Annotated in this window: 21 protein-coding genes; 15 read left to right on the plus strand and 6 right to left on the minus strand. The window is 39.9% G+C overall.

Translation table 11 applies throughout. The annotated features are described in order from the left end of the window. Positions 1 to 52: 52 nt before the first annotated feature. The 5 genes from JOC36_RS02435 to JOC36_RS02455 are packed head-to-tail and all read left to right on the plus strand — an operon-like array spanning position 53 to position 5,284. Positions 53 to 1,975, plus strand: a complete 1,923-nt coding sequence (locus JOC36_RS02435) for an NEAT domain-containing protein (protein WP_205144904.1) — start codon at positions 53 to 55, stop codon at positions 1,973 to 1,975. An 8-nt stretch (positions 1,976 to 1,983) separates the two neighbouring features. Continuing rightward, a complete protein-coding gene (locus JOC36_RS02440; protein WP_205144905.1) occupies positions 1,984 to 2,754 on the plus strand; it encodes an NEAT domain-containing protein in 771 nt (256 codons plus the stop codon). Between the two features lie 6 nt (positions 2,755 to 2,760). After that, positions 2,761 to 3,645: an ABC transporter substrate-binding protein gene (locus JOC36_RS02445; RefSeq protein WP_205144906.1), complete on the plus strand. Its 885-nt coding sequence runs from the start codon at positions 2,761 to 2,763 to the stop codon at positions 3,643 to 3,645. Positions 3,646 to 3,666: 21 nt separating this feature from the next. Then, positions 3,667 to 4,605 carry a FecCD family ABC transporter permease gene (locus JOC36_RS02450; RefSeq protein WP_205144907.1) on the plus strand — a complete coding sequence of 313 codons (939 nt, stop codon included), beginning with the start codon at positions 3,667 to 3,669 and terminating at the stop codon, positions 4,603 to 4,605. Continuing rightward, a complete protein-coding gene (locus JOC36_RS02455; RefSeq protein ID WP_205144908.1) occupies positions 4,598 to 5,284 on the plus strand; it encodes an ABC transporter ATP-binding protein in 687 nt (228 codons plus the stop codon). Before JOC36_RS02450 ends, JOC36_RS02455 begins: the two co-directional genes overlap by 8 nt. A gap of 62 nt (positions 5,285 to 5,346) precedes the next feature. On the opposite strand, the gene JOC36_RS02460 is transcribed toward JOC36_RS02455, so the two are convergent. The 5 genes from JOC36_RS02460 to rpmH all read right to left on the minus strand — a co-directional run bounded on the left by JOC36_RS02460 (position 5,347) and on the right by rpmH (position 8,964). Next, positions 5,347 to 6,477, minus strand: a complete 1,131-nt coding sequence (locus tag JOC36_RS02460; protein ID WP_205144909.1) for a hypothetical protein — start codon at positions 6,475 to 6,477, stop codon at positions 5,347 to 5,349. 267 nt (positions 6,478 to 6,744) lie between these two features. Beyond that, positions 6,745 to 7,365, minus strand: coding sequence for a signal peptidase I (lepB, locus tag JOC36_RS02465; protein ID WP_205144910.1), 621 nt, complete (start codon positions 7,363 to 7,365; stop codon positions 6,745 to 6,747). A gap of 120 nt (positions 7,366 to 7,485) precedes the next feature. Then, a complete protein-coding gene (yidC, locus tag JOC36_RS02470; RefSeq protein ID WP_205144911.1) occupies positions 7,486 to 8,334 on the minus strand; it encodes a membrane protein insertase YidC in 849 nt (282 codons plus the stop codon). Positions 8,335 to 8,337: 3 nt separating this feature from the next. Continuing rightward, on the minus strand, positions 8,338 to 8,721 hold the full coding sequence (gene rnpA / locus JOC36_RS02475) for a ribonuclease P protein component (protein WP_205144912.1): 384 nt from the start codon (positions 8,719 to 8,721) through the stop codon (positions 8,338 to 8,340). Positions 8,722 to 8,829: 108 nt separating this feature from the next. Further along, positions 8,830 to 8,964 (minus strand): 50S ribosomal protein L34, encoded by a 135-nt coding sequence (gene rpmH / locus JOC36_RS02480; RefSeq protein WP_057744688.1) that lies wholly within the window; start codon positions 8,962 to 8,964, stop codon positions 8,830 to 8,832. A gap of 695 nt (positions 8,965 to 9,659) precedes the next feature. On the opposite strand from rpmH, the gene dnaA reads away from it, so the two are divergent. The 6 genes from dnaA (at position 9,660) to gyrA (ending at position 18,543) form a co-directional block, all read left to right on the plus strand. Beyond that, positions 9,660 to 11,069 (plus strand): chromosomal replication initiator protein DnaA, encoded by a 1,410-nt coding sequence (gene dnaA, locus JOC36_RS02485; protein WP_205144913.1) that lies wholly within the window; start codon positions 9,660 to 9,662, stop codon positions 11,067 to 11,069. Positions 11,070 to 11,266: 197 nt separating this feature from the next. Continuing rightward, complete coding sequence (dnaN, locus tag JOC36_RS02490; protein WP_205144914.1) at positions 11,267 to 12,397, plus strand: DNA polymerase III subunit beta; 1,131 nt, start codon at positions 11,267 to 11,269, stop codon at positions 12,395 to 12,397. 184 nt (positions 12,398 to 12,581) lie between these two features. Continuing rightward, entirely contained in the window at positions 12,582 to 12,812 is a 231-nt protein-coding gene (gene yaaA / locus JOC36_RS02495; RefSeq protein WP_205144915.1) for a S4 domain-containing protein YaaA, read from the plus strand. Next, entirely contained in the window at positions 12,812 to 13,936 is a 1,125-nt protein-coding gene (recF, locus tag JOC36_RS02500) for a DNA replication/repair protein RecF (protein WP_205144916.1), read from the plus strand. Before yaaA ends, recF begins: the two co-directional genes overlap by 1 nt. A gap of 12 nt (positions 13,937 to 13,948) precedes the next feature. Further along, complete coding sequence (gene gyrB, locus JOC36_RS02505) at positions 13,949 to 15,892, plus strand: DNA topoisomerase (ATP-hydrolyzing) subunit B (protein ID WP_205144917.1); 1,944 nt, start codon at positions 13,949 to 13,951, stop codon at positions 15,890 to 15,892. Between the two features lie 41 nt (positions 15,893 to 15,933). Continuing rightward, positions 15,934 to 18,543 (plus strand): DNA gyrase subunit A, encoded by a 2,610-nt coding sequence (gene gyrA, locus JOC36_RS02510; protein WP_205144918.1) that lies wholly within the window; start codon positions 15,934 to 15,936, stop codon positions 18,541 to 18,543. Positions 18,544 to 18,586: 43 nt separating this feature from the next. Here gyrA and JOC36_RS02515 read toward each other — a convergent pair whose 3' ends face one another. Then, positions 18,587 to 19,036, minus strand: coding sequence for a GNAT family N-acetyltransferase (locus JOC36_RS02515; RefSeq protein ID WP_205144919.1), 450 nt, complete (start codon positions 19,034 to 19,036; stop codon positions 18,587 to 18,589). Between the two features lie 131 nt (positions 19,037 to 19,167). Here JOC36_RS02515 and JOC36_RS02520 point away from each other — a divergent pair, with 131 nt between their 5' ends. From JOC36_RS02520 to JOC36_RS02535, 4 genes are all read left to right on the plus strand, one after another. After that, positions 19,168 to 21,339: an LTA synthase family protein gene (locus JOC36_RS02520; RefSeq protein WP_239517499.1), complete on the plus strand. Its 2,172-nt coding sequence runs from the start codon at positions 19,168 to 19,170 to the stop codon at positions 21,337 to 21,339. Between the two features lie 121 nt (positions 21,340 to 21,460). Next, positions 21,461 to 21,913, plus strand: coding sequence for a MerR family transcriptional regulator (locus JOC36_RS02525; protein WP_205144920.1), 453 nt, complete (start codon positions 21,461 to 21,463; stop codon positions 21,911 to 21,913). Then, positions 21,914 to 23,179 (plus strand): hydroxymethylglutaryl-CoA reductase, degradative, encoded by a 1,266-nt coding sequence (locus tag JOC36_RS02530; RefSeq protein WP_205144921.1) that lies wholly within the window; start codon positions 21,914 to 21,916, stop codon positions 23,177 to 23,179. 1 nt (position 23,180) lies between these two features. Then, the gene (locus tag JOC36_RS02535) at positions 23,181 to 24,140 is read left to right on the plus strand and encodes an IpaB/EvcA family protein (protein ID WP_205144922.1); all 960 of its coding nucleotides are present in this window, start codon (positions 23,181 to 23,183) and stop codon (positions 24,138 to 24,140) included. Positions 24,141 to 24,442 lie beyond the last annotated feature (302 nt).

Consider the following 24,442-nt stretch of genomic DNA (forward strand, 5'->3'; position numbering starts at 1 on the left):
ACTAACCCAGCAAGCTAATGTAAAAACTAAAATAAAGGAGAAAAAGAAAATCATGCGACTCACAAATAAAGCAGCCTTGCTCTTTTCAAGTGCTGCGCTCGGTGTAACTTTCGCTTTTGTAGCTCCCCAAGCCACCCAAGAAGTGCACGCGAATACTGCAGCTACTCAAGCAACAACTACAGCTGCAACCACGCGTCAACTTAAAGATGGTACTTACCAAATTCCCGTAAAGTTCATTAAAACAGGTACCAACGAGACTTCAACAATGGCTAAGTTTATGAACTCTCAAGCGAAGGTTACAATCGCAAACGGTGAAGCAAAAGTAATCTTTACTTCACCAAGCGAGCAAAAAGCTGACATGCTAACGAAGTTTACAGTTAATAAAAAGGTCGCGGTCCGTAATGGTTTAAATTGGACCGTTACTCTACCCGTTAATGATTTAAGTAAGCTTATGAAAGGTTATGTTGAAGTCAACGTTCCTTCAATCAGTTTCTCAGAAAAGCAAACGGTTGATATCAAGCCAAACATTACCTCAATTCCATCAAAACCAACAACGCCTTCAAAGCCAAAAACACCATCTAATAATAGTTCAGCCGAAGCTTCAAGAAAGAAGGCTGCTTCAATTTCAAAGCAAAAGGCCGCTGAGTCATCAAAGAAGAAGGCCGAGTCTAAAAAGAAGGCTGACGCTAAGAAAAAATCTGAAGCTAAAAAGAAGGCTGACGCCAAAAAGAAAGCAGATGCCAAGAAAAAGGCCACTGCTAAAAAGCACTCAAGCAAATCAGTCAAACATACCCAAGTAACTTATCGTGCTGATTATTGGAAGAAGGGGACTCGTTCAACTTCAACCATGCAACAATTTATGAATCACTCTGCCAAGATGTATAAGCAAGGTAAGGATCAAATTGTTGTCATTAATGCCAATAGCGCTAAGTCAGCGAATATGATTACAAAGATTACGCTTAATGGCAGTGTTGGTACTCGTCATGGTAATGCGTTCTACTTTAATTTAGGTCATAGCAACCTTCAAAGTAAGAAGTCACTTACGCTTAGCGGTCAAGTTGCAGTTAGTGTGCCATCAATCGGCTTCACTGAAAAGCAACCTTACACAGTCCACTTGAGCAATGGTAAGACCCATTACGTTAAGACAAATGGCCCAAAGGTCGCTCATAAAACTGGTCATATCAATACCAAGTCAGGTTCAAATGGATCAGCAGCAGCTGGGACTGCGGCTGCCACAGCCGGTGGATCTAGTGCCGCAGGTGTTCGTGCCTCAAAGAATAGTTACTACAACTATTCAGCCCAATACTTAAAGGCCGGTACAAGTCAAACTTCTGTCATGGCTGGTTATATGTTGAATGCCGCGCATGTGGTCATTCACGGTAATCAAGCAACGGTTACAATCTTTGCTAATAGTGCCAAGTCAGCGAATATGATTACACACCTATCGCTTAATGGCCAAACGGCTAGCCGTTCAGGTAATGGTTATACCGTTACCTTGGCTAAGTCAGCTTTGAGTAGCATTATTGCGGGTCACGTGAACGTGGATGTCCCTGGTGTCATTCATGAGTCACAACCATTCTCACTTCGCTTAACACCTGGTTTCAATGGAACACCATCTTCAAATAGCTCCGCTAGTGATGAAGCTACTGGTGGTGCTGACGCTGCTGCCATGGCTGGTGGAGCATTCGGAGCTACTGGTGATACAACTGGTGCTGCTGGTGCCTTCCCAATGGGGGCTGCCTCAAACCTAAATGCCGCCAATGCCGATGAAATTGCCCAAGCTAAAAAGGCTGCCAAGCAAAAGAATGGCGACAATAAGAATCAAGATAATATCAATAATCCAGATCCAAATGCCCAAGCTAAGGCTAAGCAACAAAGTAACGAACGAAATACCTTCCTTTCAATCGGTGGGATTATTTCAGCTTTCCTTGGCTATCTAGGTACAACATTAGGCTGGAACGTCTTTAAGAACTAGGAGCACACATGAAACTAAATAAACTAACTTGGCTCTTTGCTTTTTTGAGCGCATTAACCTTATTTAGTCTTCCAAAACCTGTTGCCGCTGATAGTCATACGGTGCCTCTACAAGTTTTAAAGGCTGGAACTAATCAAACATCATATGCTGCATCATACTTTGCACATTCTGCCACGGTTACCTCAAATGGCAACGGTGTTTATACCGTCACTTCAACCGTTACTACCAGTAAGAAGTTAGGTAGTTATCCGGTCCAGATGCTTAACATCGATGGTAGTGGCGTTAATGTTACAAAATCAGCTGATGCTGGTTCAGATACCATTACGTATTCTTTCCAAACCAATGATTTGAAACGGCGTCATAATGCTGTGATTAAAGTTGATATTAATAATATGAATTATCATCATGTGTATAACGTTGGATTGGTCATGGATACAAGTTCATTGCCAAAGGATGAACAAACAACGCAGAATAAGGCCCAAGCTCAAACAAAGCAAAGTAATGCCAAAGATGCGAATAACACCAATAATAATCAATCAAACAATAACCAATCGAACAACAAACAATCGGATGAAAAAAATAATTCCAATCAAGATGAGAATAGCTCAGACGACAACAGTCAACCAGCTGCCTCATCTGATAGCGATAGCGCTACCGTCACCCAACAAGGTGCTGACGACGCTGACTTCATGAAAAAAGCCTTAGCCATTGTTGGTGGTGGTTTAGGCCTTGGAATTATTGCCGCTGGATTAACAATTTGGTTCAAATCAAGGAAGTAGTCTAACATGTCAAAAAAGCAAACTCGTCTTTTAGCACTTTGTTTTATTTTGTTACTCGTTCTAGCTGGCGGCTGGCTATGGTTAGCCTTTAGCCAAACCACTGGTGGTAACAACAAAGATTTCAAGCGTGTGGTTACAACAACCAATGCCCAAAATCAAGTTTTCGCCCAACTAGGCATTAAACAAGTCGTTGGTGTTGCGACTCCAGGCGAAAAGCAAAGTGTCCCAGATCAATACAAAGGCTTACCAGAAGTTGGTAACCACGTAAAACCTAACATTGAAAAAATTGTCTCATTAAAGCCTGATGCTGTTTATGTCGATCAAGCCTTAGTCGATGACTATAAGAACAAGTTGAATGCTGAAAATGTTCATACTGAGATTCTTAATTTACAAACCGTTAGTGATTTACAAAACACCATTACCAGCCTTGGAAATACTTACCACAAGCCAATTAAGGCGGCTCAAATGCGGCATGAATTAGACTTGAAGGATTCAAAGACCAAACATCATCCCAAGGTGCTTTTGTTGATGGGGATGCCTGGTGGTTCATTCTTAGCTGGTACTAAATACAGCTACGTTGGCGATTTAATTGAACGTGCTGGTGGCCGCGTTGTTACTAAAAGCTCTGCGAAGAGCGATTATGTGCAACCTAACACTGAACAAATTGCCAAGGAGCAACCAGACGTGATTATCACAATGGCTCACGCTATGGATAAAAGTGTCTTTGATAGCTTTAAGACCCAATTCAAGTCAAACAATTGGAAAAACATTAAGGCTGTCAAGGAACATCACGTGTACCAAGCTAAAGAACCAACCTTCAGTATGACTGCGAATATGAATGCCCCTAAGGCTTTCAAGCAGATTCAAAAATGGTTGGCTGAAAGTAATTAAACAATACAAGGAGTCTACGTTATGCATAAAGCATACAATGGCATCCTAACTGCCGCCCTTATCGTCAGTATCGGGGCGGCTTTATTGTTAGGAAGCACCCATTTATCATTGACCGCTTTACTTCAAGGTAATGCTGATGCCTGGCAATTAGCAATCAATTACCGTTTCCCACGGATTATTGTTGGTCTCATCGGGGGCGCAATGATTGGCTTAAGCGGAATTCTATTACAATTAGCCTTACGCAATCAGCTCGTTGATGCATCGATTCTCGGAATTATGAATGGCTCACAGTTCTTGACGCTCTGTGTCATTGTCTTATTTCCATTCTTAACCACGAGTAATGTTTTCATCGCTAGTGTATGTGGTATCATTCTCTTAATTGCTTGGCGGATGATCATGCCTAATCAGCGGACCACCATGCAATTAATCTTAGTCGGCATCGCAACCGCGATGACCTTCCAATCATTAACCCAACTAACCAGTGAGGGCTTTGGGGTTCCATTACCTTCACTTAGCACGGTCACTTGGAGTCAAACTTGGCAACTCCTAATTATTTTTATCATTGGTCTAATGCTCTTAATCGTCGTTTGGCCGAATTTGAAATATTTTGCTCTATCATCTGAGCAACTCCGACTCCTAAAGGTACCAGAAAATCGAATTTTGTATCTCGTATTAGCCATCGTTGGGCTATGGTCAGGTGCCGTCACAGGCTTGCTCGGTGTAATTTTCTTCCTTGGAGCTGTATTACCCCAAATCTCTCGTTTAATGGCGCCAAACACAAAATCTCAAGCACTCTTCCTACCAACTAGCTTATGGGGGAGCTTGCTATTAATTAATTCTGATACAATTGCTCGGACAATTGTTGCACCAACTGAATTACCAACGAGTGCCGTCTTATTAGCAATCAGTGGTCCATTATTTATTCTCATGCTTATCCGAGGAGGTCGGCGTCATGCTTAAACTTGAACATATCAATTACCAAGTCGGGGATAAAGTCATTTTTGAAGATATGAATGCGACCTTACATGATCATGAAATCACTTGTTTAATTGGTCCCAACGGAATTGGAAAATCAACCTTATTCAATTTAATTACGCAAAGTATTCAACCGCAAAGTGGAACCATTACCGATATCCCAAATAAGATTGCTTTATTAGCGCAAAAGAATGAATTGTTCGAACCTTTGACCGTTCGTGAATTATTAACCATCCAAAGCAATGATTTGGATGAAGAAGTCCTAGAATTACTCCAATTAACGGATTTACTCGATCGCCCAATTGATGTCTTATCGGGTGGACAACGACAACTCGTTTGGCTGGGCTATGTGTTACATCAACAACCAGAATTACTCTTACTTGATGAACCAACCACTTACTTGGACTTAAAGTACCAACAAATTTTCTTGAATGCCTTAACCACTTTACAAAAAAAGCGTCAATTCACGGTGCTCATGATTTTGCATGACTTAACTCAAGCTTTCAATTACAGTCAAAACATTTGGTTGATCAATGAAAATCACCAATTAACAACTGGTTCAAGCCATGAAGTCTTAGATGCCGAATTACTGTCAGCAACATTTAATTTACCTTTGACCATTGTTGAAACAGCAGGGCATCCACTCATTATTCCAGCGATTTAAAATCGATAATGTTTCATGTGAAACATACAAAAAAGCGTGCAATTTTAAGATTGCACGCTTTTTTAATTTTCAACATCATCCTCATATGGGAACTCTTCACTTGAATCAGATAAATCAACATTTTGAGCAATCTTATCAATCGTGGCAGTGTTCTTATTATACAAACGCATCATATCACGTTTTGATGTTGTGCCAGCTTCTTCCCATACATAGTTAGAAGAAGCACCATGCTCACCATTTTCATTCGTGTCACTAATGCGATACCTTGTATAAGTGCCATCATGATTGTCATAGTATTTCTCAGTATGCTTGTCAAAACCACCCACACCAGATGGAGTATAAAGAATAATTTCATTAGGCTTTGACATGTAAACTTCTAGCGTTTTAGATAAAGTCAACGCATAATCAGCATCGTCACTATTGCGACTAGGTGAGGCTAGCAACAGTGCTAATTGAGTCTGTTGATCTAAACTATCAAAGTCACTGTCCTCAGCATTCGCAGAAGAACGCGATTTACTTGATGAATCCGACGCACGATGTGCGCGAGTCGCCGTTGTATCTTCACCTTGGACAATTACGAGGTCCTCAATGCTTGATACTAAATCAGAATTTTTTTGCAAATTATTTTGCATTTCGTCATTGGTTAATGTCAACCCATCTTTCATCACACTAGCATAAGTAGACACATTTTGTGCGCCATATACAGTTGCTTGCTTGTCACCAATTAAAATTAACGACTGCGCATTGTTAACTGATGGATCTAACGCAAATAATTTAAAATCTCCTGCTGGCAAATCTTTAATGTATTCACTTGGATTATCTACTTGTTTAGCCGTTAACAATGAGACTGATTTGCTAGGCATGTTTTCACTACCAGGTCCTCTATAATCATATTGGCCAGCTTGCAATTGTTCCGCGCTCAGTGTCCGATGATCTAAATTTGAATCAACCATCAAAGCGATAATTTTATTCTTAGTATCCAACTCAAATTCAGTCTTTTCTGAAGAACTTTCAGCTTTTTCAGTCTTTGCGCTTGAATGCACTTCTGACTTTTCCGACTGTTTTTTACTACTTTGCTCTGAATGCTGTTGTGCAGCCTTTTCTTCCTGTTTATTTTCATAAACATTATACGCCGCATAACCACCACCGCCCAAAACGGCGGCAGCCACTAAAATCCCAATAATATTCTTCATTACCCTACTCCCATTTAATATATGCCTTAATCCATCATACTAAAGTAGTATAGTAAAAAATAAGATTATTTTAATTAAAATTTGGTGAAAAAATATAATTACGTGCATTTTTTCATATGTTTTTACCAATTATTAGCCATATCAATATCATTGGACGAATATAGAAACAGATCTAATCTACAATTATCAACAAAAAAACTGCCAACAATAAACAATATCGCTGACAGTTTTTCTATTTAATATTAACTTATTGTGGCTAACCCATTTTTATTCAAAATAGTGCTTCCATTGATCATTAATCTTAGCCTTTTTATTACTGTTATCCCAGAATGGCACTTTGACAACCCCAGTAACCTTGTTTTTATCAACAAAGCCCCAGTAACGTGAGTCGTTTGATACCGAACGGTGGTCTCCCAAAACAAAATACTTACCCTTAGGGACCTTCACCGAAGGAGTCTTTTGCCACTCCATCCGTGTTCCCAATTGCTTCAAATTAGTCCAGTTCCCAATATCGGTTGGTCCAGGATAATTCGTTGCATACTGTTCGCTTTCACTAATGTAATTCTGGTTAACAACTTTACCATTAACCTTAATTTGTCCATTATTTGCACTAACGGTATCACCAGGTACGGCAATGACACGCTTCACGTACTTCTTCTCCGACTTTACTGAAGGATCTTCACCCTCTGCATTAAAGACAATGACGCTACCACGACGCACCTTACCATTAACTAATTGGACGACACGTTCATTGTTTGAAAGGTTAGGAGCCATAGACGTCCCATCGACCCGAACAAAACTAACCACGAAATGGGTAACTAGTCCTGCAATGACTAGCCCAATCACAACTGGAATGATCCATGATAAGATATTTTTTATTGTTTTCATTTATCGACTCCTTAACACAATCTCTTATCCTACTACTATAAGCCATCTAGCCAATTTTGACCTTAAAAAAAGGCTAGTTTAAGCAAAAACTAACCTTTTTTCTTATATTTGTATTGATTTTTAACGCTTCTTTGAACGCTTGGCCTTCCGAATTGCCCGTTGGCGATCACGTTCAGCTTGTTTCTTAGCTTCTCTTTGCTCACGCAACTTAATTGGGTTTTGCAACGTCCATGTTTGAGCCACTTGGAACGCATTTGAAACCACCCAGTAAAGTGACAAAACTGATGGTACGTTAATGGCAAAAATGAAAATCATAATTGGCATTAAGAAAGTCATTGCCGTAGTCATACCATTTTTTTCAGGTTGTCCAGCCATCACAATATATGATGAAAGGAAAGTAAAGACAGCCGCTAGTAGGGGCAAAATAAAGTAAGGATCACGTTCACCCAATTGCACCCACAAGAAAGTTCCATGTTGCAAAGCTTGGGTTGATTGAATAGCTGAATACAAAGCCATCAAAATTGGCAATTGCACCAACAATGGAATGAAGCTAGCAAATGGGTTGACCCCAGCAGCCTTATACAAAGCTTTTTGCTCAGCTTGCATCGCCATCATTGATTCTTCATCGCGTGAAGAATACTTCTTTTGCAATGCTTGTAATTCTGGTTGAATCTCTTGCATTTTAATTGTTGATTCAGTTTGATTAGCCATCAAAGGCAAAATCAATAAACGAATCAAAATCGTATAAGCAATAATACCTAAACCATAATTATTCCCTAGCCACGCTGATACACCTAAGATTGAACGTGAAAAGGCATAAACGATTACGCCGCTCCATAGCCCAGATCCAGATCCAACTGGTCCAGAATAGGTAATTCCTGCAACAATCATCACGATTAATGCAATCACAGCCAAGGGGAATGACCGCATGAACACAAATTTCTTTAATGTCTTTGTGAATGTCTCCATCATTTATTTATTCTCCGTTGTTGTCGCACGCATTTGTTCATCAGAATCAACAAAAAGATGTGCCAAATTAAATACATGTTCTAAATTTTGCTTGATGGTTGCCATATCTTGATCATGCGCACTTGGGCGAGCAATTACTAAAATATCCATATCAGTCCGCAAACGTGGCTTAAATTCCAACACACTTTGCCGAATGCGCCGTTTAACCCAGACGCGTTCATGTCCACGTAGTCCGACTTTTTTAGAAATAGAGATACCTAACCGAAAATGGGTAGGTTGCTCGCGTTGCATGGTATAAACAATAAACATTTTATTGGCAACCGAATGATGTTGATCAAAAACCTTTTGAAAATCAGCTTCTGATTTAACACGATAACTTTTTCTCATTTTTTCTCCCTAGCCCTATAAAAGGGCAAAAAGAAAACGCGCAGTGCAACCATTCCTGGCCGCACCACGCGAATCATTTATCAGTTTCCTAGTAAAGGTAGGTCCTACTTAGGCTGACAATGCCTTACGGCCCTTTTGGCGGCGACGTGCTAATACCTTACGTCCGTTGCTAGTGCTCATGCGCTTACGAAAACCATGTACACGTGAGCGATGACGCTTCTTAGGTTGATATGTACGCTTCATATGAATACACCTCTCATTCGTAGTTAGATTTGGCCTGCGGTTGGCAAGGCCAAACCACAATTCATATTCCATACTAACATTGCAAATACGACAATTCAAGTAAAAGTCTCATTATATAGAAAAAAACTCATGACGACTTCAGATGATTTAGTAATCATAACAGAAATAAGCAAAATAAAACTTAAAAAGATGACCTTAATAAAATCTTTGAAGATAGAAAGTTATCCCAAATCTAACGCTCTGTTACGTGGATAAACCAAGCGCACCTAACAGTGTGTTAGGTAGTTTTTCCACAATATCCACACTTTATCCACATTCTCCACAGTGGTGGAAAGTTTCGTTGTGAGTAACCTGTGAATATGTGTAAAACTCTCTTAAAGCTTGTTCTTAAAGCTTCCAGTTATCCACAATTTCCTCTGGAAAACTTAAAATTCGTCGAGTTATCCACAATCATCCACAGATAGACACTTTTTTTTAAGCACACCCCTGTGAGAAGTGGGATAACTTTTTCCACAGGCTGTTAATATCTCTATTTGTTATTTGTAGGGTTGTTGACGCCCTAGTTTATGCGGTTCTGGCTGTGGAAAACTCTGAATTTCCCTGTTACAATTGTTGACTGTGATAAGTGTTATTCACAGCTTTGCCTGTGGAAAAATAAGTTTCACCAGTTAATTCTTTTTAGGAGGTCGTCCAAAATGGATCCATTCCAACTTTGGAACGCCATCAAAGAAGATTTGAGAAAGACAACATCCGAATTTTCATATGCAACCTTCATCGATAGTCTGACACCGGTTGCCGTGGTTGAAAACGAGAATAATACCGTTACCCTTCAATTAACCAGTAACCATGAAGATGTTGCAAAAGAATGGCAGGGCGATACAAGCTCATACCGTGAATCTTTCATCCAATCCGCAATGATGGCAACCATGTCGCTTAACGGTCAGCCCAGTTTTGTTATGCCGTCTGTTACTTATGTTGAACCACAACCAACTCAACTATCTTTTGATGCTCAATCGCAAACTGCGGAACCTACCGTTGAAGAAAGTGATTCAAATGCATCTGCATCAAACTTTATTACCAACGCAACATTAAATTCAGAATTCCGTTTTGATACTTTCGTTTCATCTGATGAAAATCGTGAAGCTTATTCTGTGGCTCAAGCGGTTGCAGATAATCCAGGGACTCAATGGAATCCTTTGTTAATTTACGGTGGCGTTGGTTTGGGCAAAACCCACTTGATGCAATCAATTGGAAATGCTGTTCTAGCGCGCACTCCAGAGGCTAAAGTCAAATTCATCACCACCGAAGATTTCATTAATGACTTTACTGAAGCTTTGCGCCGTGGTCCAAAAGCAACTGAAGCTTTCAAACGCGAATACCGTAGTACTGATTTATTAATGGTTGACGATGTCCAATTCCTAGCTGGTAAAGAAAAAATCCAAGAAGAATTTTTTAATACGTTCAATGCTATTACCCGTGAAAATAATCAAATTGTTTTAACGTCTGATAAATTGCCCAAAGAAATTCCTGGTTTAGAAATGCGATTGGTCACACGCTTTGGTCAGGGTTACTCTGCCAATATTACCAAACCTGACTTACCAACCCGTGTTGCCATCTTGCGCAATAAATCTGATCAAGAAAATTTGAACATTCCAAATGACGTCATTGATGAAATTGCTGCTGCAGTCGATACCAATGTGCGTGATTTAGAAGGAGTCTTCAACCAAGTTGTTGGTAAGATGCGGTTTAGTAAAGCACCGATTACCGTTGAAACTGCCCGAGCTATCCTTGAAACCATGAGTTTTAAGCGCCAACGGACTATCACTGTCCCAATTATTCAAGATACGGTTGCTAATTACTTTGGTGTGACTGTCAGCGACCTCAATGGTAAAAAACGAAATAAGGAAATTGTAGTTCCACGCCAAATTGCCATGTATCTCGCTCGCGAATTAACGCAAGATTCATTACCACAAATTGGGCGTACTTTCGGCGGTAAAGATCATACAACGGTGATGCATTCAACTGAAAAAATTGAAAAAAAGATTGCTGAAGATGAATCTTTGCAACGCCAAGTCGAAGAAATTCGTCAAAAACTACGCGACTAATTAAAAAGGGCCTGTGGAAAACAAATCATTTCAAAAAAAGTTTTCCCCAAGTTAGTCCACATGTACCAATTATTGGTATAATCATGGATATAACAGTTATGCACAGTTTCCACACCCCTTATTACTATTATTATTTTTTATATTTATAAATAAATCATGCATAAGCATCGCTGATGCATGGACATGAGGAGAAGCAGATGCAATTTACAATTAATCGTTCAGAATTTATTAAAGCCATGAATCATGTCAGCCGAGCAATTTCTTCTCGGACATCAATGCCGATTTTAACTGGTGTAAAATTAGAATTAGATGAGACAGGGTTAACTTTAACCGGATCTAATACTGACATTTCGATTGAAACAAAGATTCCATTTTCAGATGATCAAGCTCATTTAGAGAATACACAACCAGGCTCACTTGTTTTACCAGCTGCATTTTTCTCTAACATTGTTAAGCGTTTGCCTGGAGAAACCTTTACGTTATTAAATAACGACGGTTTACAAGCAAAAATCACTTCAGAAAGTGCAGAATTTGATATTAATGGTCAAGATGCACAAAGTTATCCGCATTTACCAGAAATTGAAGTGACAAACCACTTAATTTTGCCCGCTGAAACATTAACAGAAGTGATCAGTCAAACTGTTATTGCAGTTTCAAAGCAACTTAGTCAACCAATTTTGACAGGGGTTCACTTTATTATTACTGGTGGAAACTTAACTGCAGTGGCAACTGATCGTCACCGTTTAGCACAACGGACTGTGACGTTTGGTGAATCTGATGTTAACGCGGATATCATTATTCCTGGAACGTCATTGACTCAACTTCAAGCAATGCTTGATGAAGTTGAAACAGTCGATGTCCGAGTGGCTGAAAATCAAGTGATTTTCCAACTAGGGGATAATACTGTCTTCTATTCTCGTTTGTTAGAAGGTAATTACCCAGATGCATCACGCCTAATCCCAACTGAAAAGCGTACAACGTTGACCATCAATGCACGTGATTTACTCCAAACCATCGAACGTGCTGCTTTGTTGAGTCATGAAGGTCGTTCGAATGTCATTCAATTTACAGTTAGTGATGCGCGTTCAACAATTTCATCAAACTCACCCGAAGTAGGACGTGTTGAAGAAGAGATTTTTGCTGCACAAACTTCTGGAGATGAATTAACGATTTCATTTAACCCAGATTACATGCGGGAAGCATTAAAGTCATTTGGTGATGAAGAAATCCAAATTGGATTCAAAACGCCACTTGATCCGTTTACATTGGTGCCAACGAATAATGAAACAAACTTTATTCAATTGATTACGCCAGTACGAACATATTAATTATGCAATATAAGCCGAAAATAGCCTTTTGAGAATGAAACAGCTATTTTCGGCTTTTTTGTCGTTTTTGTTTTAAATTTATCAGCGTGGCTTACACTGGCTTTTTTAGATTGTGAAACCACTATTTTAGGCGTATAATGGGGGACAAGACGAAAAGACGATTAGTCCGATAGGAGGGGTTCAATTGGCTGAAGAAATCAATATCCAAACAGCATACATCACATTAGGTCAGTTATTAAAAGAGACCAGTGTGATTGCAACTGGCGGTCAAGCAAAATGGTATCTACGTGAGAATACCGTGTTAGTAAATCAAGAACCTGATGAGCGCCGAGGCCGTAAGTTATATCCTGGCGATGTTGTGGCTGTACCAACCGGTGAACGCTTTGTCATTAATGGGATGGGCGCAGAAGATTAATGTTTTTAACGGAGTTAAAGTTAAAAAATTTTCGTAATTACCAAGATACACATGTGACTTTTTCACCAGGGGTAAATGTGTTTTTGGGTGCTAACGCTCAAGGTAAGACGAATTTATTAGAAGCTATTTATGTTTTAGCTTTGACGCGCTCCCATCGGACAAATACAGATAAAGACCTCATACGCATGGGGGAACAAAGTGCCAAAGTGGCTGGAGTTGTTGAAAAGCAAAGTGGAACAGTACCACTATCTTTGACCTTCACCAATAAAGGTAAGCAGGCGCGAGTTAATCATTTAAATCAATCTAAGTTGGCAGATTATGTTGGTAATTTAAATGTTATTTTGTTTGCGCCCGAAGATTTAGCTTTAGTAAAAGGTTCGCCGGCAGTTCGGCGGAATTTTATTGATCGTGAATTTAGTCAAATGAGTCCAAAATATTTGTATGTCGCAAATCAATATCGGGCTAGTTTGAAACAACGTAATCAATACCTCAAGCAGTTGCAAAGTAATAAACAATCCGACCAGCTTTTCTTAGAAGTGCTGACAGAACGGTTGGTTATTTTCGCTGCTGAACTGATTGTTCGTCGGATAGCTTTATTAAAGGATTTGAATCGAGCGGCACAGCCAATTCAATCCGAAATCACGCAAGGGCAAGAACAATTAGAAATTGAATACGTTTCACAAATTACTGACGTTGATCAAATGGATGAAGAACAAATCAAAGCCGCTCTGGTTAAAGAGTTTGAGCGAGTTAACAAGCGTGAATTAATGGAAGGTGTGACAAAAGTTGGTCCACATCGCGATGATTTGCGTTTTTTGGTTAATGGTGTTGATGTGGCAACCTTTGGTTCACAAGGGCAACAAAGAACGACGGCGTTAGCTGTGAAGCTGGCTGAAATTGATTTAATGAAAGAACAAACCGGTGAATATCCAGTCTTGTTGTTGGATGATGTTCTTTCTGAATTAGATGCAAGTCGCCAAACCCATTTGTTAAAAGCTATGCAAAATAAAGTGCAGACTTTTATTACAACACCATCATTAAGCGATGTTGCTAAGCAACTTATCGCAGATCCAAAGGTGTTTAAAGTGTCAGCTGGACAATTACAAGAAAAAAACGATGATTAGAAGGGGATAAAGATGGCTGAAGAAGATACACAAATGCATACACAAGCCGATGACTATGATGCGAGCCAAATCCAAGTTCTAGAAGGATTGGAAGCCGTACGTAAGCGACCTGGAATGTATATTGGAACAACCTCAAGTCAAGGTTTGCACCATCTCGTATGGGAAATTGTTGATAATGGAATTGACGAAGCTTTGGCAGGCTTTGCGGATCACATTACAGTGACGGTCGAAAAAGATAACTCAATTACTGTTACCGATAATGGACGTGGTATTCCGATTGATGTTCAAAAGAAGACGGGCAAATCCGCCTTGGAAACAGTTTTCACTGTTTTGCACGCCGGAGGAAAATTTGGCGGTGGCGGATATAAAGTGTCTGGTGGGTTACACGGAGTGGGGGCCTCAGTTGTTAATGCTTTATCAACTGAATTAGACGTTGTTGTTGTCCGTGATGATGCCGCTTATGCAATGGATTTTGAGCGTGGTCATGTTAAGACAGCCATGCATGAAGTTGATCCCAATGGGCTTGCTGTTTCACGTGGAACAATTGTACATTTCACGCCAGATCCTGATATTTTCCAAGAAACAACAACTTATGATATTAAGACATTAACGAACCGTGTCCGTGAGTTGGCTTTCTTGAATAAAGGCTTGCGGATTTCAATTACGGATAATCGTCCTGAGGAACCAGTTACGGAATCATTCCACTTTGAGGGTGGAATTAAAGAGTATGTAGATTACCTAGATGTGAATAAGGATGTCTTATTTAACGATCCAGTCTATGTTGAAGGCATTGAAAACGGAATTTCTGTCGAAGTAGCCTTACAATATACAGACGATTTCCACTCAAATATGATGTCATTTGCTAATAACATTCATACTTACGAAGGTGGAACACATGAGACCGGATTTAAGTCTGCTTTGACGCGAGTAATTAATGATTACGCACGTAAGAATGGTTTGATTAAGGAAGGCGATGAAGCTCTTTCTGGTGAAGATGTTCGTGAAGGTTTAACTGCGATTGTTTCAGTCAAACATCCAGATCCACAATTTGAAGGACAAACTAAGACTAAGCTTGGAAACTCAGATGCCCGGACGGCTGTTGATCGGATGTTCTCAGATACATTCTCACGCTTCATGATGGAAAACCCATCCGTTGCTAAAGAAATTGTTGATAAAGGTTTGCTCGCTAACAAGGCCCGTAAGGCAGCTAAGCGCGCCCGTGAAGCAACACGTAAGAAGAGTGGTTTGGAAATTTCAAACCTTCCAGGTAAATTGGCTGACAATACCTCAAAAGATCCTGAAATTTCAGAATTATTTATTGTTGAGGGTGACTCAGCCGGCGGTTCAGCCAAGCAAGGTCGTGAACGGTTGACCCAAGCTATCTTGCCAATTCGTGGAAAAATTTTGAACGTTGAAAAGGCTAGCATCGATAAAATTTTAGCTAATGAAGAAATTCGGTCATTGTTTACGGCTATGGGAACTGGGTTTGGTGAAGAATTCGATGTCTCTAAGGCTAAGTACCACAAGTTGATTATCATGACTGATGCCGACGTTGACGGTGCGCATATTCGAACACTACTGTTAACTTTGATTTATCGTTATATGCGGCCACTTTTGGAAAAGGGTTATGTGTACATTGCACAACCACCTCTTTACCAAGTGCGCCAAGGTAAGTATGTACAGTACTTAGATTCTGATGAAGAACTAAATGCTTTGTTACCAACCTTGAATGCATCGCCAAAGCCATCAATTCAACGCTATAAGGGACTTGGAGAAATGGACGCCAGTCAACTTTGGGAGACTACAATGGATCCTGAGAACCGACGTTTGTTGCGAGTTGAATTGGATGATGGTGTTGAAGCAGATCGTATTTTCTCAATGTTAATGGGTGACAATGTTGAACCACGTCGTGAATTTATTGAAGAAAATGCACAATACGCAGAATTAGATATTTAATGTATTGGACACTTTTTGAGTAAGAAAAGAAAGGGTTAAGAATGGCTGAAGAAAAGCAACAAGACAGTCGCATCTCAAGCGCCAATCTGGGCGAGCAGATGAAAACGTCCTTTTTGGACTATGCGATGTCAGTTATTGTCGCACGTGCTTTGCCAGATGTACGTGATGGGTTAAAGCCTGTTCATCGTCGTATTCTTTACGGTATGAATGAATTGGGTGTGACGCCAGATAAGCCGCATAAAAAGTCAGCCCGTATTGTTGGAGATGTCATGGGTAAGTACCACCCCCATGGAGACTCAGCGATTTATGAATCAATGGTGCGGATGGCTCAGGACTTTAGTTACCGTTACATGTTGGTTGATGGACACGGTAACTTCGGATCAATTGACGGAGATTCTGCGGCGGCGATGCGTTATACCGAGGCGCGTTTAAGTAAAATTTCTGTGGAGATGCTCCGCGATATTAATAAGGATACCGTTAATTTCATCGATAACTATGATGGAACTGATCATGAACCAGAAGTATTACCAGCTCGTTTCCCTAATTTATTAGTTAATGGAACAAATGGTATTGCGGTTGGAATGGCAACAAATATTCCACCACATAATTTAGGTGAAGTGATTTCGGCTATCCATATGTTGATGGATAATCCTGACGTGACAACGGCTGAATTGATGGAAGCGGTCCCTGGACCAGATTTTCCAACTGGTGGAATCGTCATGGGCAAGGCCGGCATTCGAAAGGCGTATGAGACTGGAAAAGGTCATATTACGGTGCGGGCGAAGGTTGATATTGAAACTGACAAGAAGTCAGGGCATGAACGAATCGTCGTAACTGAGTTACCTTATATGGTCAACAAGGCCCGTTTGATTGAACGGATTGCTGACCTAGGTCGTGATAAGCGAATTGACGGTATTACAGCTGTTAATGATGAATCAGACAAAGAAGGATATCGAATTACTATTGATGTTCGTCGTGATGTTTCAGCTTCTGTTGTTCTAAATAATTTGTACAAGGATACCCTTTTGCAAACTAACTTTAGTTTCAACATGTTGGCAGTTCAAAATGGTGCTCCAAAGCTCTTTAGTTTGAAAGAAATTTTGGTGGCTTACCTTGAGCACCAACAAGAAGTCATTCGTCGTCGAACTGAATTTGATTTAAAGAAGGCAGAAGCGCGAGCCCATATCCTTGAAGGATTACGGATTGCGTTGGATCATATTGATGCGATTATTAACATTATTCGTGGTTCAAAGACAGCCGAAATTGCTAAGACGCAGTTGATTAAAGATTACGCTTTGTCAGATAAGCAAGCGCAAGCTATTTTGGATATGCGTTTGGTGCGTTTGACTGGATTGGAACGTGAGAAGGTTGAGGATGAATACCAAGAGTTAGTGGCAAAGATTGCTGACTTTAAGGATATTTTGGCTAAGCCTGAACGAATCGACGCCATTATTTATGAAGAGTTATTGGATATTCAAGAACGCTTTGGCGATGAACGTCGGACGGAACTACAAGTAGGTGATGTAACTTCAATCGAAGATGAAGATTTGATTGAAGAAGAGGACGTCCTAGTATCATTAACGCGTGGTGGTTACATTAAGCGGATGCCACAAAGTGAATTCCGTGCGCAAAACCGTGGTGGCCGTGGTGTTCAAGGAATGGGTGTGCATGATGATGACTTTATTGATCAAATGGTTTCATCATCAACTCATGATACATTGCTCTTCTTTACAAATGCCGGACGCGTTTACCGTTTGAAGGGCTATGAAGTTCCTGAATATAGCCGGACCGCCAAGGGAATTCCAGTGGTTAATTTGCTGGGATTGGCTGAAGATGAATCAATTCAAACTGTTATTAGTGTGCAAGGGGATGCTTCAGAAAGTGAAGATTACCTCTTCTTTACGACTCGTCAAGGAGTAGTAAAGCGAACGCCAGTAGCAGAGTTCGGTAATATTCGAACAAATGGTTTGCGAGCAATCAATCTCCATGATAATGATGAATTGATTAATGTTTTGGTTGCAGATGGTGAGAGTAATATCTTAATTGGAACGCACGCTGGTTATGCGGTGTCATTCAACTCAACTGCAGTTCGATCAATGGGTCGAACTGCTGCTGGAGTGCGCGGTATTAACTTACGTGACGATGATTATGTGATTGGAGCACAACCATTACGTGATGACCAATACGTCTTAGTAATCACTGAAAATGGTTATGGAAAGAAGACACCTGTTTCAGAATACCCAATTAAGGGTCGTGGTGGTAAGGGAATTAAAACAGCCCAAATCACCGAAAAGAATGGTCCTGTTGCCGGTATTGCCGTTGTTAGAAACGATGAAGATGTCATGCTAACGACAAATATGGGTGTGATGATTCGCTTTAGAGTTGAGGATGTTTCTGAAACTGGTCGTTCAACTCAAGGAGTACGTTTGATTCGTCTTGATGGTGAATCAAAGGTAGCAACATTCACAACGGTTGATCCAGAAGTTGAAGAAGCTGAGGGTCTTGAACCAGCTGAAAGTCTTGAGACGAGTGATTCAGGTGATGAGGAAACGCCAGTTACTGATGATGAACACAAAGCAGAACAAGTAGCAGCTTTACTTGATCGTGCAGAGGACGATTCAGTGGCAGACGATTCTGATAATCAAGAATAACAAATAAACTGTCGATGGATTTGATTCATCGACAGTTTTTTTGTTAGAGGTGTCTAACCATTTTCACATGAGAGATGCCAGCTTCCTCAAATGGTTCGCCTTGAGGCTGAAAATCTAAATGTTGATAAAAAGTTTGGGCCGGTAGTTGGGCGTCTAGCACTAAGGTATTAATTTTAGGATGTTGCTGGAAAAACGCAATGATGGACAATAGTAAAGTTGTACCGAAATGCTGTGATCGATAGGGCGGTAGAGTTGCAACGCGTTGCAATTTTGCGACGCGTTTTTCTGGAAAAAGTAAGACCCGACAGGTGGTAACGGGGATGTTATTTAAATATCCAACCCAATGCATCGCCTGTGCATCAAGCTGGTCAAATTCTAATGCTTGTGAGATACCTTGTTCTTTAACAAAAACGGTTTGCCTGATCGACTGCGCATCAGTCTGAATGGAAGATGCGCCGACATGGTGTTTAATGACGAGATCTGTTGCTGGCATAAGGGCCTCCTTTATGGGTCGTTTAACATTCATTCGCTATGATAGATTGGTTATATTCATAAATACAACGAAGCTATTTTAGCGTATAATGAAATAGATATGATATAAAAATTTAAAAGGGAAAGTGCTTTATGAAACAGAGACATATTTCAGATTGGTTGAAATCAAGAATTGGTTTTATTACTATCTTGGTTGCTCTGTTGTGGGCCAAGACGCAAATGGCCAACATAATGGATTTCCGTCTTTACGAAGGCGCTTCTATTGTGCAATGGCTAACATTGCTAATAAATCCAATTCCAATCGCCTTTTTGTTATTGAGTATTGCGCTGTATTTTAAATCATCGAAATTATTCTATCCAATATCGCTGTTAATCTATATTGTGAACGTTGTTTTAATTCAACTCAATGTTATTTATTATCGCGAATTCACTGATTTCATGTCAGTCTCCGTGATGTTGGGTTACGATAAGGTGAATCAAGGCCTTGGTGCTTCAGGACTTGCTTTGAGTTCGTTTCATGATATCTTCTTTTGGCTTGATATCGTTGTCTTATTAATTTTGGTTATTTTCAAAAAAGTAAGACTTAATGCCCAGACGGTGGCAACTTTTAAGGCCTTTAGTGTAACTTCTTTTGCTATGTTAGCATCCATGTTGGTACTAATGGTCAGTGAAATGGAACGACCACAGCTGATTACGAGACAGTTTGATAGCAAGATGTTAGTTAAATATCTGGGGTTAGATACTTATACGGTTTTTGATGCTATTCGAGCGCGCAATGTGTCAGAACTTAAGAGTAGTGCGAAGACTTCGGATATTGATAAAGTTCGGCAATATATTAAAAAACATAATGTACCAGCAAATGCGAAATATGCTGGAATTGCAAAGGGACGCAATGTTTTCGTTATTCATCTCGAATCGACACAACAGTTCTCAATTGATCATAAAATTGATGGTCAAGCGGTAACGCCATTTTTGAATAGCATCTATCACTCAAAGGATACGATTGCTTTTGATAATTTCTTTAATCAAGTCGGCCAAGGAAAAACTTCTGATGCCGAGAATTTGTTAGAAACTTCAACCTTTGGTTTGCCACAAGGGTCACTTTTTGCAACCCAAGGTAGCGATCACACTTTCCAAGCGATGCCTAGTATTTTAAAGCAAACTTTGGGATATTCATCAGCCGTTTTCCATGGAAACAATGCTAGTTTCTGGAATCGAAATAATGTGTACAAGAATATGGGTTATCAATATTTCTTTGATGCTAGTTATTTTGATACTTCTGGTGATAAGGCCACTGGCTATGGGTTGAAGGATAAATTACTCTTTAAAGACTCAATTCCATACCTTGAACGATTGCAACAGCCTTTCTATGCCAAGTATATTACGGTAACGAATCACTTCCCATATAGTCTCGATCAAGAAGACAAAGATCCTAATTTCCATACGACGAATAGTGGGTCTTCTGTGGTTGATGGTTATTTTGAGACAAACCACTATATGGACCAATCAGTTGAAGAATTCTTCCGTTACTTAAAGAAGTCGGGCTTATACGATAATTCCATTATCGTGCTGTATGGTGACCACTACGGTATCTCCAACTCAGAGAATAAGTATCTCGCACCGCTATTAGGTAAAAATGCAGATGATTGGAATGCAAATGATAATGCGCAGTTACAGCGAGTACCATTTATGATTAATATCCCGGGTTATAATAAGGGATTTATTGATCATACCTATGGGGGCGAAATCGATGTGATGCCAACACTTTTGCATTTATTGGGTGTTGAAAATACAGAGAAATATGTTCAACTTGGACAAGATTTGTTAAATCCAAAACGTTCGCAGGTTGTTGCCACCCGTGATGGAGATGTGATTACACCAAAGTATAGTTACGTTAATTCGGTTATTTATGATAATAAAACGGATAAGCCAGTCGAGAGTCCATCACAGTCATTACAAGACTATATGGATAAGGCGCGTGATAAGGCCAAAGAGCAACTCAGCATTTCAGATTCTGTGACGCAAAAAGACTTACTACGTTTCTATACACCAAAGGGCTTTAAGCCAGTTGATGCAAAAGATTATAACTATTCTAATGGGTTGAATAAATTGAAGAAGCTTGAAAAAGATCGTGGAAAGAATTCTCGTGATTTGTATACTATCAACGGTGATAAATCGACACAGTCGTTGTACAAGACAGATGCACCGGAACAAAATAAGCCAAGATCAAATACTTCGCGGATTCAACAAGTTAATCCGGACCAAGGCGATACATCAGAAAGTGATGATAAGCCAAATCCATAACAGCTAAAAAAACCAGCTAATTTTTATTAGTTGGTTTTTTTGCTAGTATCTTGTAAGATTGAACATAGATGTTAAACAGGTTGACATACATGTCAGTAGATAGAATTTAATAGGTACCGGAATGTCATATTTAGATCGAAAAGAAACGTTGAATAATGTTTTTAAGCCGGATGTGCTGAAGTTTAGAATTGGTGAATTATCCAAAATGACTGGCGTCTCAACGCGACAATTGCGTTATTGGGAATCAAAAGGAATCGTTAATTCATTACAACGTGAGGGAACCCATGATGCCCGTATTTATGATTACGAGACTTTCCATCGGGTGAAAGCCATCAAATATTTCCTTGATGAGGGGTATACTTTAAAACGCGCCACTGAAAAGACAAATAATTTGCTTGAGGTGATGAAGACGACATACGCCATTATGAGTCACGCTGTTAGTGGTATTTCAGAAATCGACGGACAAACGATGTTGGATTTAGGTGAATTCAACCAACAAGATGGTAGTCATTTATGGGCCTCAATTGATGATCAAGAACAAGTCCATTATCATGTAAGAAGCGAGGATAGATAGATGAATTGGTCGGGCTTTTATAAATTAGATTGGCCGGAACGGATTGAAAAATTACGTGTGGCAGGCTTGCTTGATGATCAACAAGTGGCCTATATGCAGGCACATTATGATGCAATTGGTGATCAACAAGTTGAAAACTATTTGTACAATTTTGGAGTGCCAACGGGTATCTTAACGGATATTTTAATTGATGGTCATCATTACACTGTCCCAATGACGACAGAAGAACCTAGTGTGATTGCGGCGGCCAATAATGGCGCCCGTATGATGAATACTGGTACGGGTGTGCAGACAAATTTTCCTGAGCGGTTGGTGCGGGGACAAATTGTCGTAACCGACTTAGAGAATCCAACAGTTTTTATTGATGACGTTAAAGAGCAAACGCAAGCAATCTTAAAGCTTGCTAATGACGCTTATCCTTCAATGTTGGCTCGTGGTGCAGGTGCTAAAAAGCTTGAATTTGAAAGCTTAGATGCAACAACTGTTGCAGTAGATTTGTTAGTTGATCCAAGTGAAGCCATGGGAGCTAACGTGGTGAATACAATGGCAGAAGCGGTTGCAAAATCATTTTCACAGCGCGGTTACCATGTTTTGATGGGAATTTTATCGAATTATGCTACGGAAGCTGTAATTTCTGCAAAAGTGGCTATTCCAGTTGACCAGCTCAAGACCAAGCAAGGTCAAGCTGGTTTGTCTGTTGCTAAGGCGATTGCGCAAGCTAGTCAGATTGAAAATTTGAGCCCGTATCGTGCAGTCACTGCAAATAAAGGAATTATGAATGGTGTCGAAGCGGTGGTCTTAGCTAGCGGGAATGATACCCGAGCGATTAATGCTAGTATGCATGCGTATGCTAGTGCGCATGGTCAATACCGTGGTTTAGCAAATTGGCAATTAGATTCAGAAAATACCCAGTTAATTGGACAGATTAGTTTCCCAATTATGGTTGGGGTTGTCGGGGGTTCAATTGGTATTGTTCCGGCTGTGAAAATTAACCAAGCATTGATGGATAATCCAACGGCTAAACAGTTAAGTGCAATTGTGGCAGGGGTTGCGTTGGCTCAAAATCTGGCTGCATTGCGGGCGCTTGTTTCAACGGGAATTCAAGCTGGACATATGAGTCTGCAAGCAAAGTCTTTGGCGTTGCAAGTAGGCGCAGAACTTGATGAAGTACCAAAATTAGTTGATGCTTTACAGACGGCTGATCAAATGAATCAGCAAACAGCTAAAGCTCTATTAGATCAGATTCGAAATGAAAAGGACAAATAAGATGCAATTTTCTCAAGATACTTTACGTTTATTAGACCAAGTTAATACTATTTACCCTGGGACTGTTTTGTTACGGGCAAATGGGGACGCAAGTGGTGTTATTAATCATGACCAAGTTAGTTCAGAAGTTTTAGGTAGTCGGATGGCAATTGAGGTTGAAGATACGACTGCGCCAGATTTTACGGCAACCCATGAGTTATTGCATATGTTATTAGCACTTAATGGCTATCCACAATTGTTTTTCCAATTGAAAGTACCAGATGACGATGCATTGACAGAACAAATGATTGTTATGGCGACATATTTGTATCGTCCAGCTATTCACGCCATTATTTATCGCGAACAATTGAAGCATGGATTGTTAACTGATGCGGTAGTGTCAGCTTATGTAAAAGGTGTTCAACAAGAATTAACGCCGGAAACAGGTGATAACGATAATGATCAAATGGCTTTGCGGATTATGCTCTTATTAGACGCTAAAGTTTTCTTATCAGTTGTTGATGATACAAAGTATCAAGCAGAATTAGCTGAACTTTATCCTCAAGCGGATGCCTCAGCAAACAATATTTATGAGGCCATGAATATTGATAAGATTACAGATGCATTTACATTACATCGAGCAGTAGTGGCTGCCTTTACAACTTTTGATACTGAAATGAGTAAACATGGATTGCCACTCCTTAATGCAAAAGAATTTGCTACGCTAACTCCGGTCCTTTCTGAGCGACAAATGCGTTTGACGGTTAACCAAGTTTTCAATATTAAACATGTTGAATTATTAGATGAGCAAACAATGCAACCAGCTTATATTGGAATCAGTAAGCAAGATGAACAAAATAGTTTTGTACTGTCAGCACCGGAAGATGAACAAAAGCGGGTTGAGTTTTTCAAAGAACTCTATCAACTTTCAGTTTCTGAATTATTTGAACAAATTAAACAGCCGTTTACGCTTCGTAGTTAATTAAATCAGTGATTAGACAAACAAATTATTTTGTTTGTCTTTTTTTATTGACAAGTAGGGTCCAGGTCTGTAATATAGTTTGAGTTCCTTTCTTGAAGCACAACAAATTTGGTTATGAAAATAATGAAACAAGTTGTTGACTTTGGTACTCAAGCGAGTATAATTAATCAAGTTGGGTCGTGAGAGGCAGATGTCGCTCGTCTAACAAGTAGATCATTGAAAACTGAATATCGTTTCGATATTAACAAATGTGTAGGGTCACCAACATAGTTGGTGCAAAACATTTGCGAAGTCAATTCGCT

The sequence above is a fragment of the Weissella uvarum genome (assembly GCF_016908785.1).
In the GTDB taxonomy this organism is placed as follows: Bacteria; Bacillota; Bacilli; order Lactobacillales; family Lactobacillaceae; genus Weissella; species Weissella uvarum.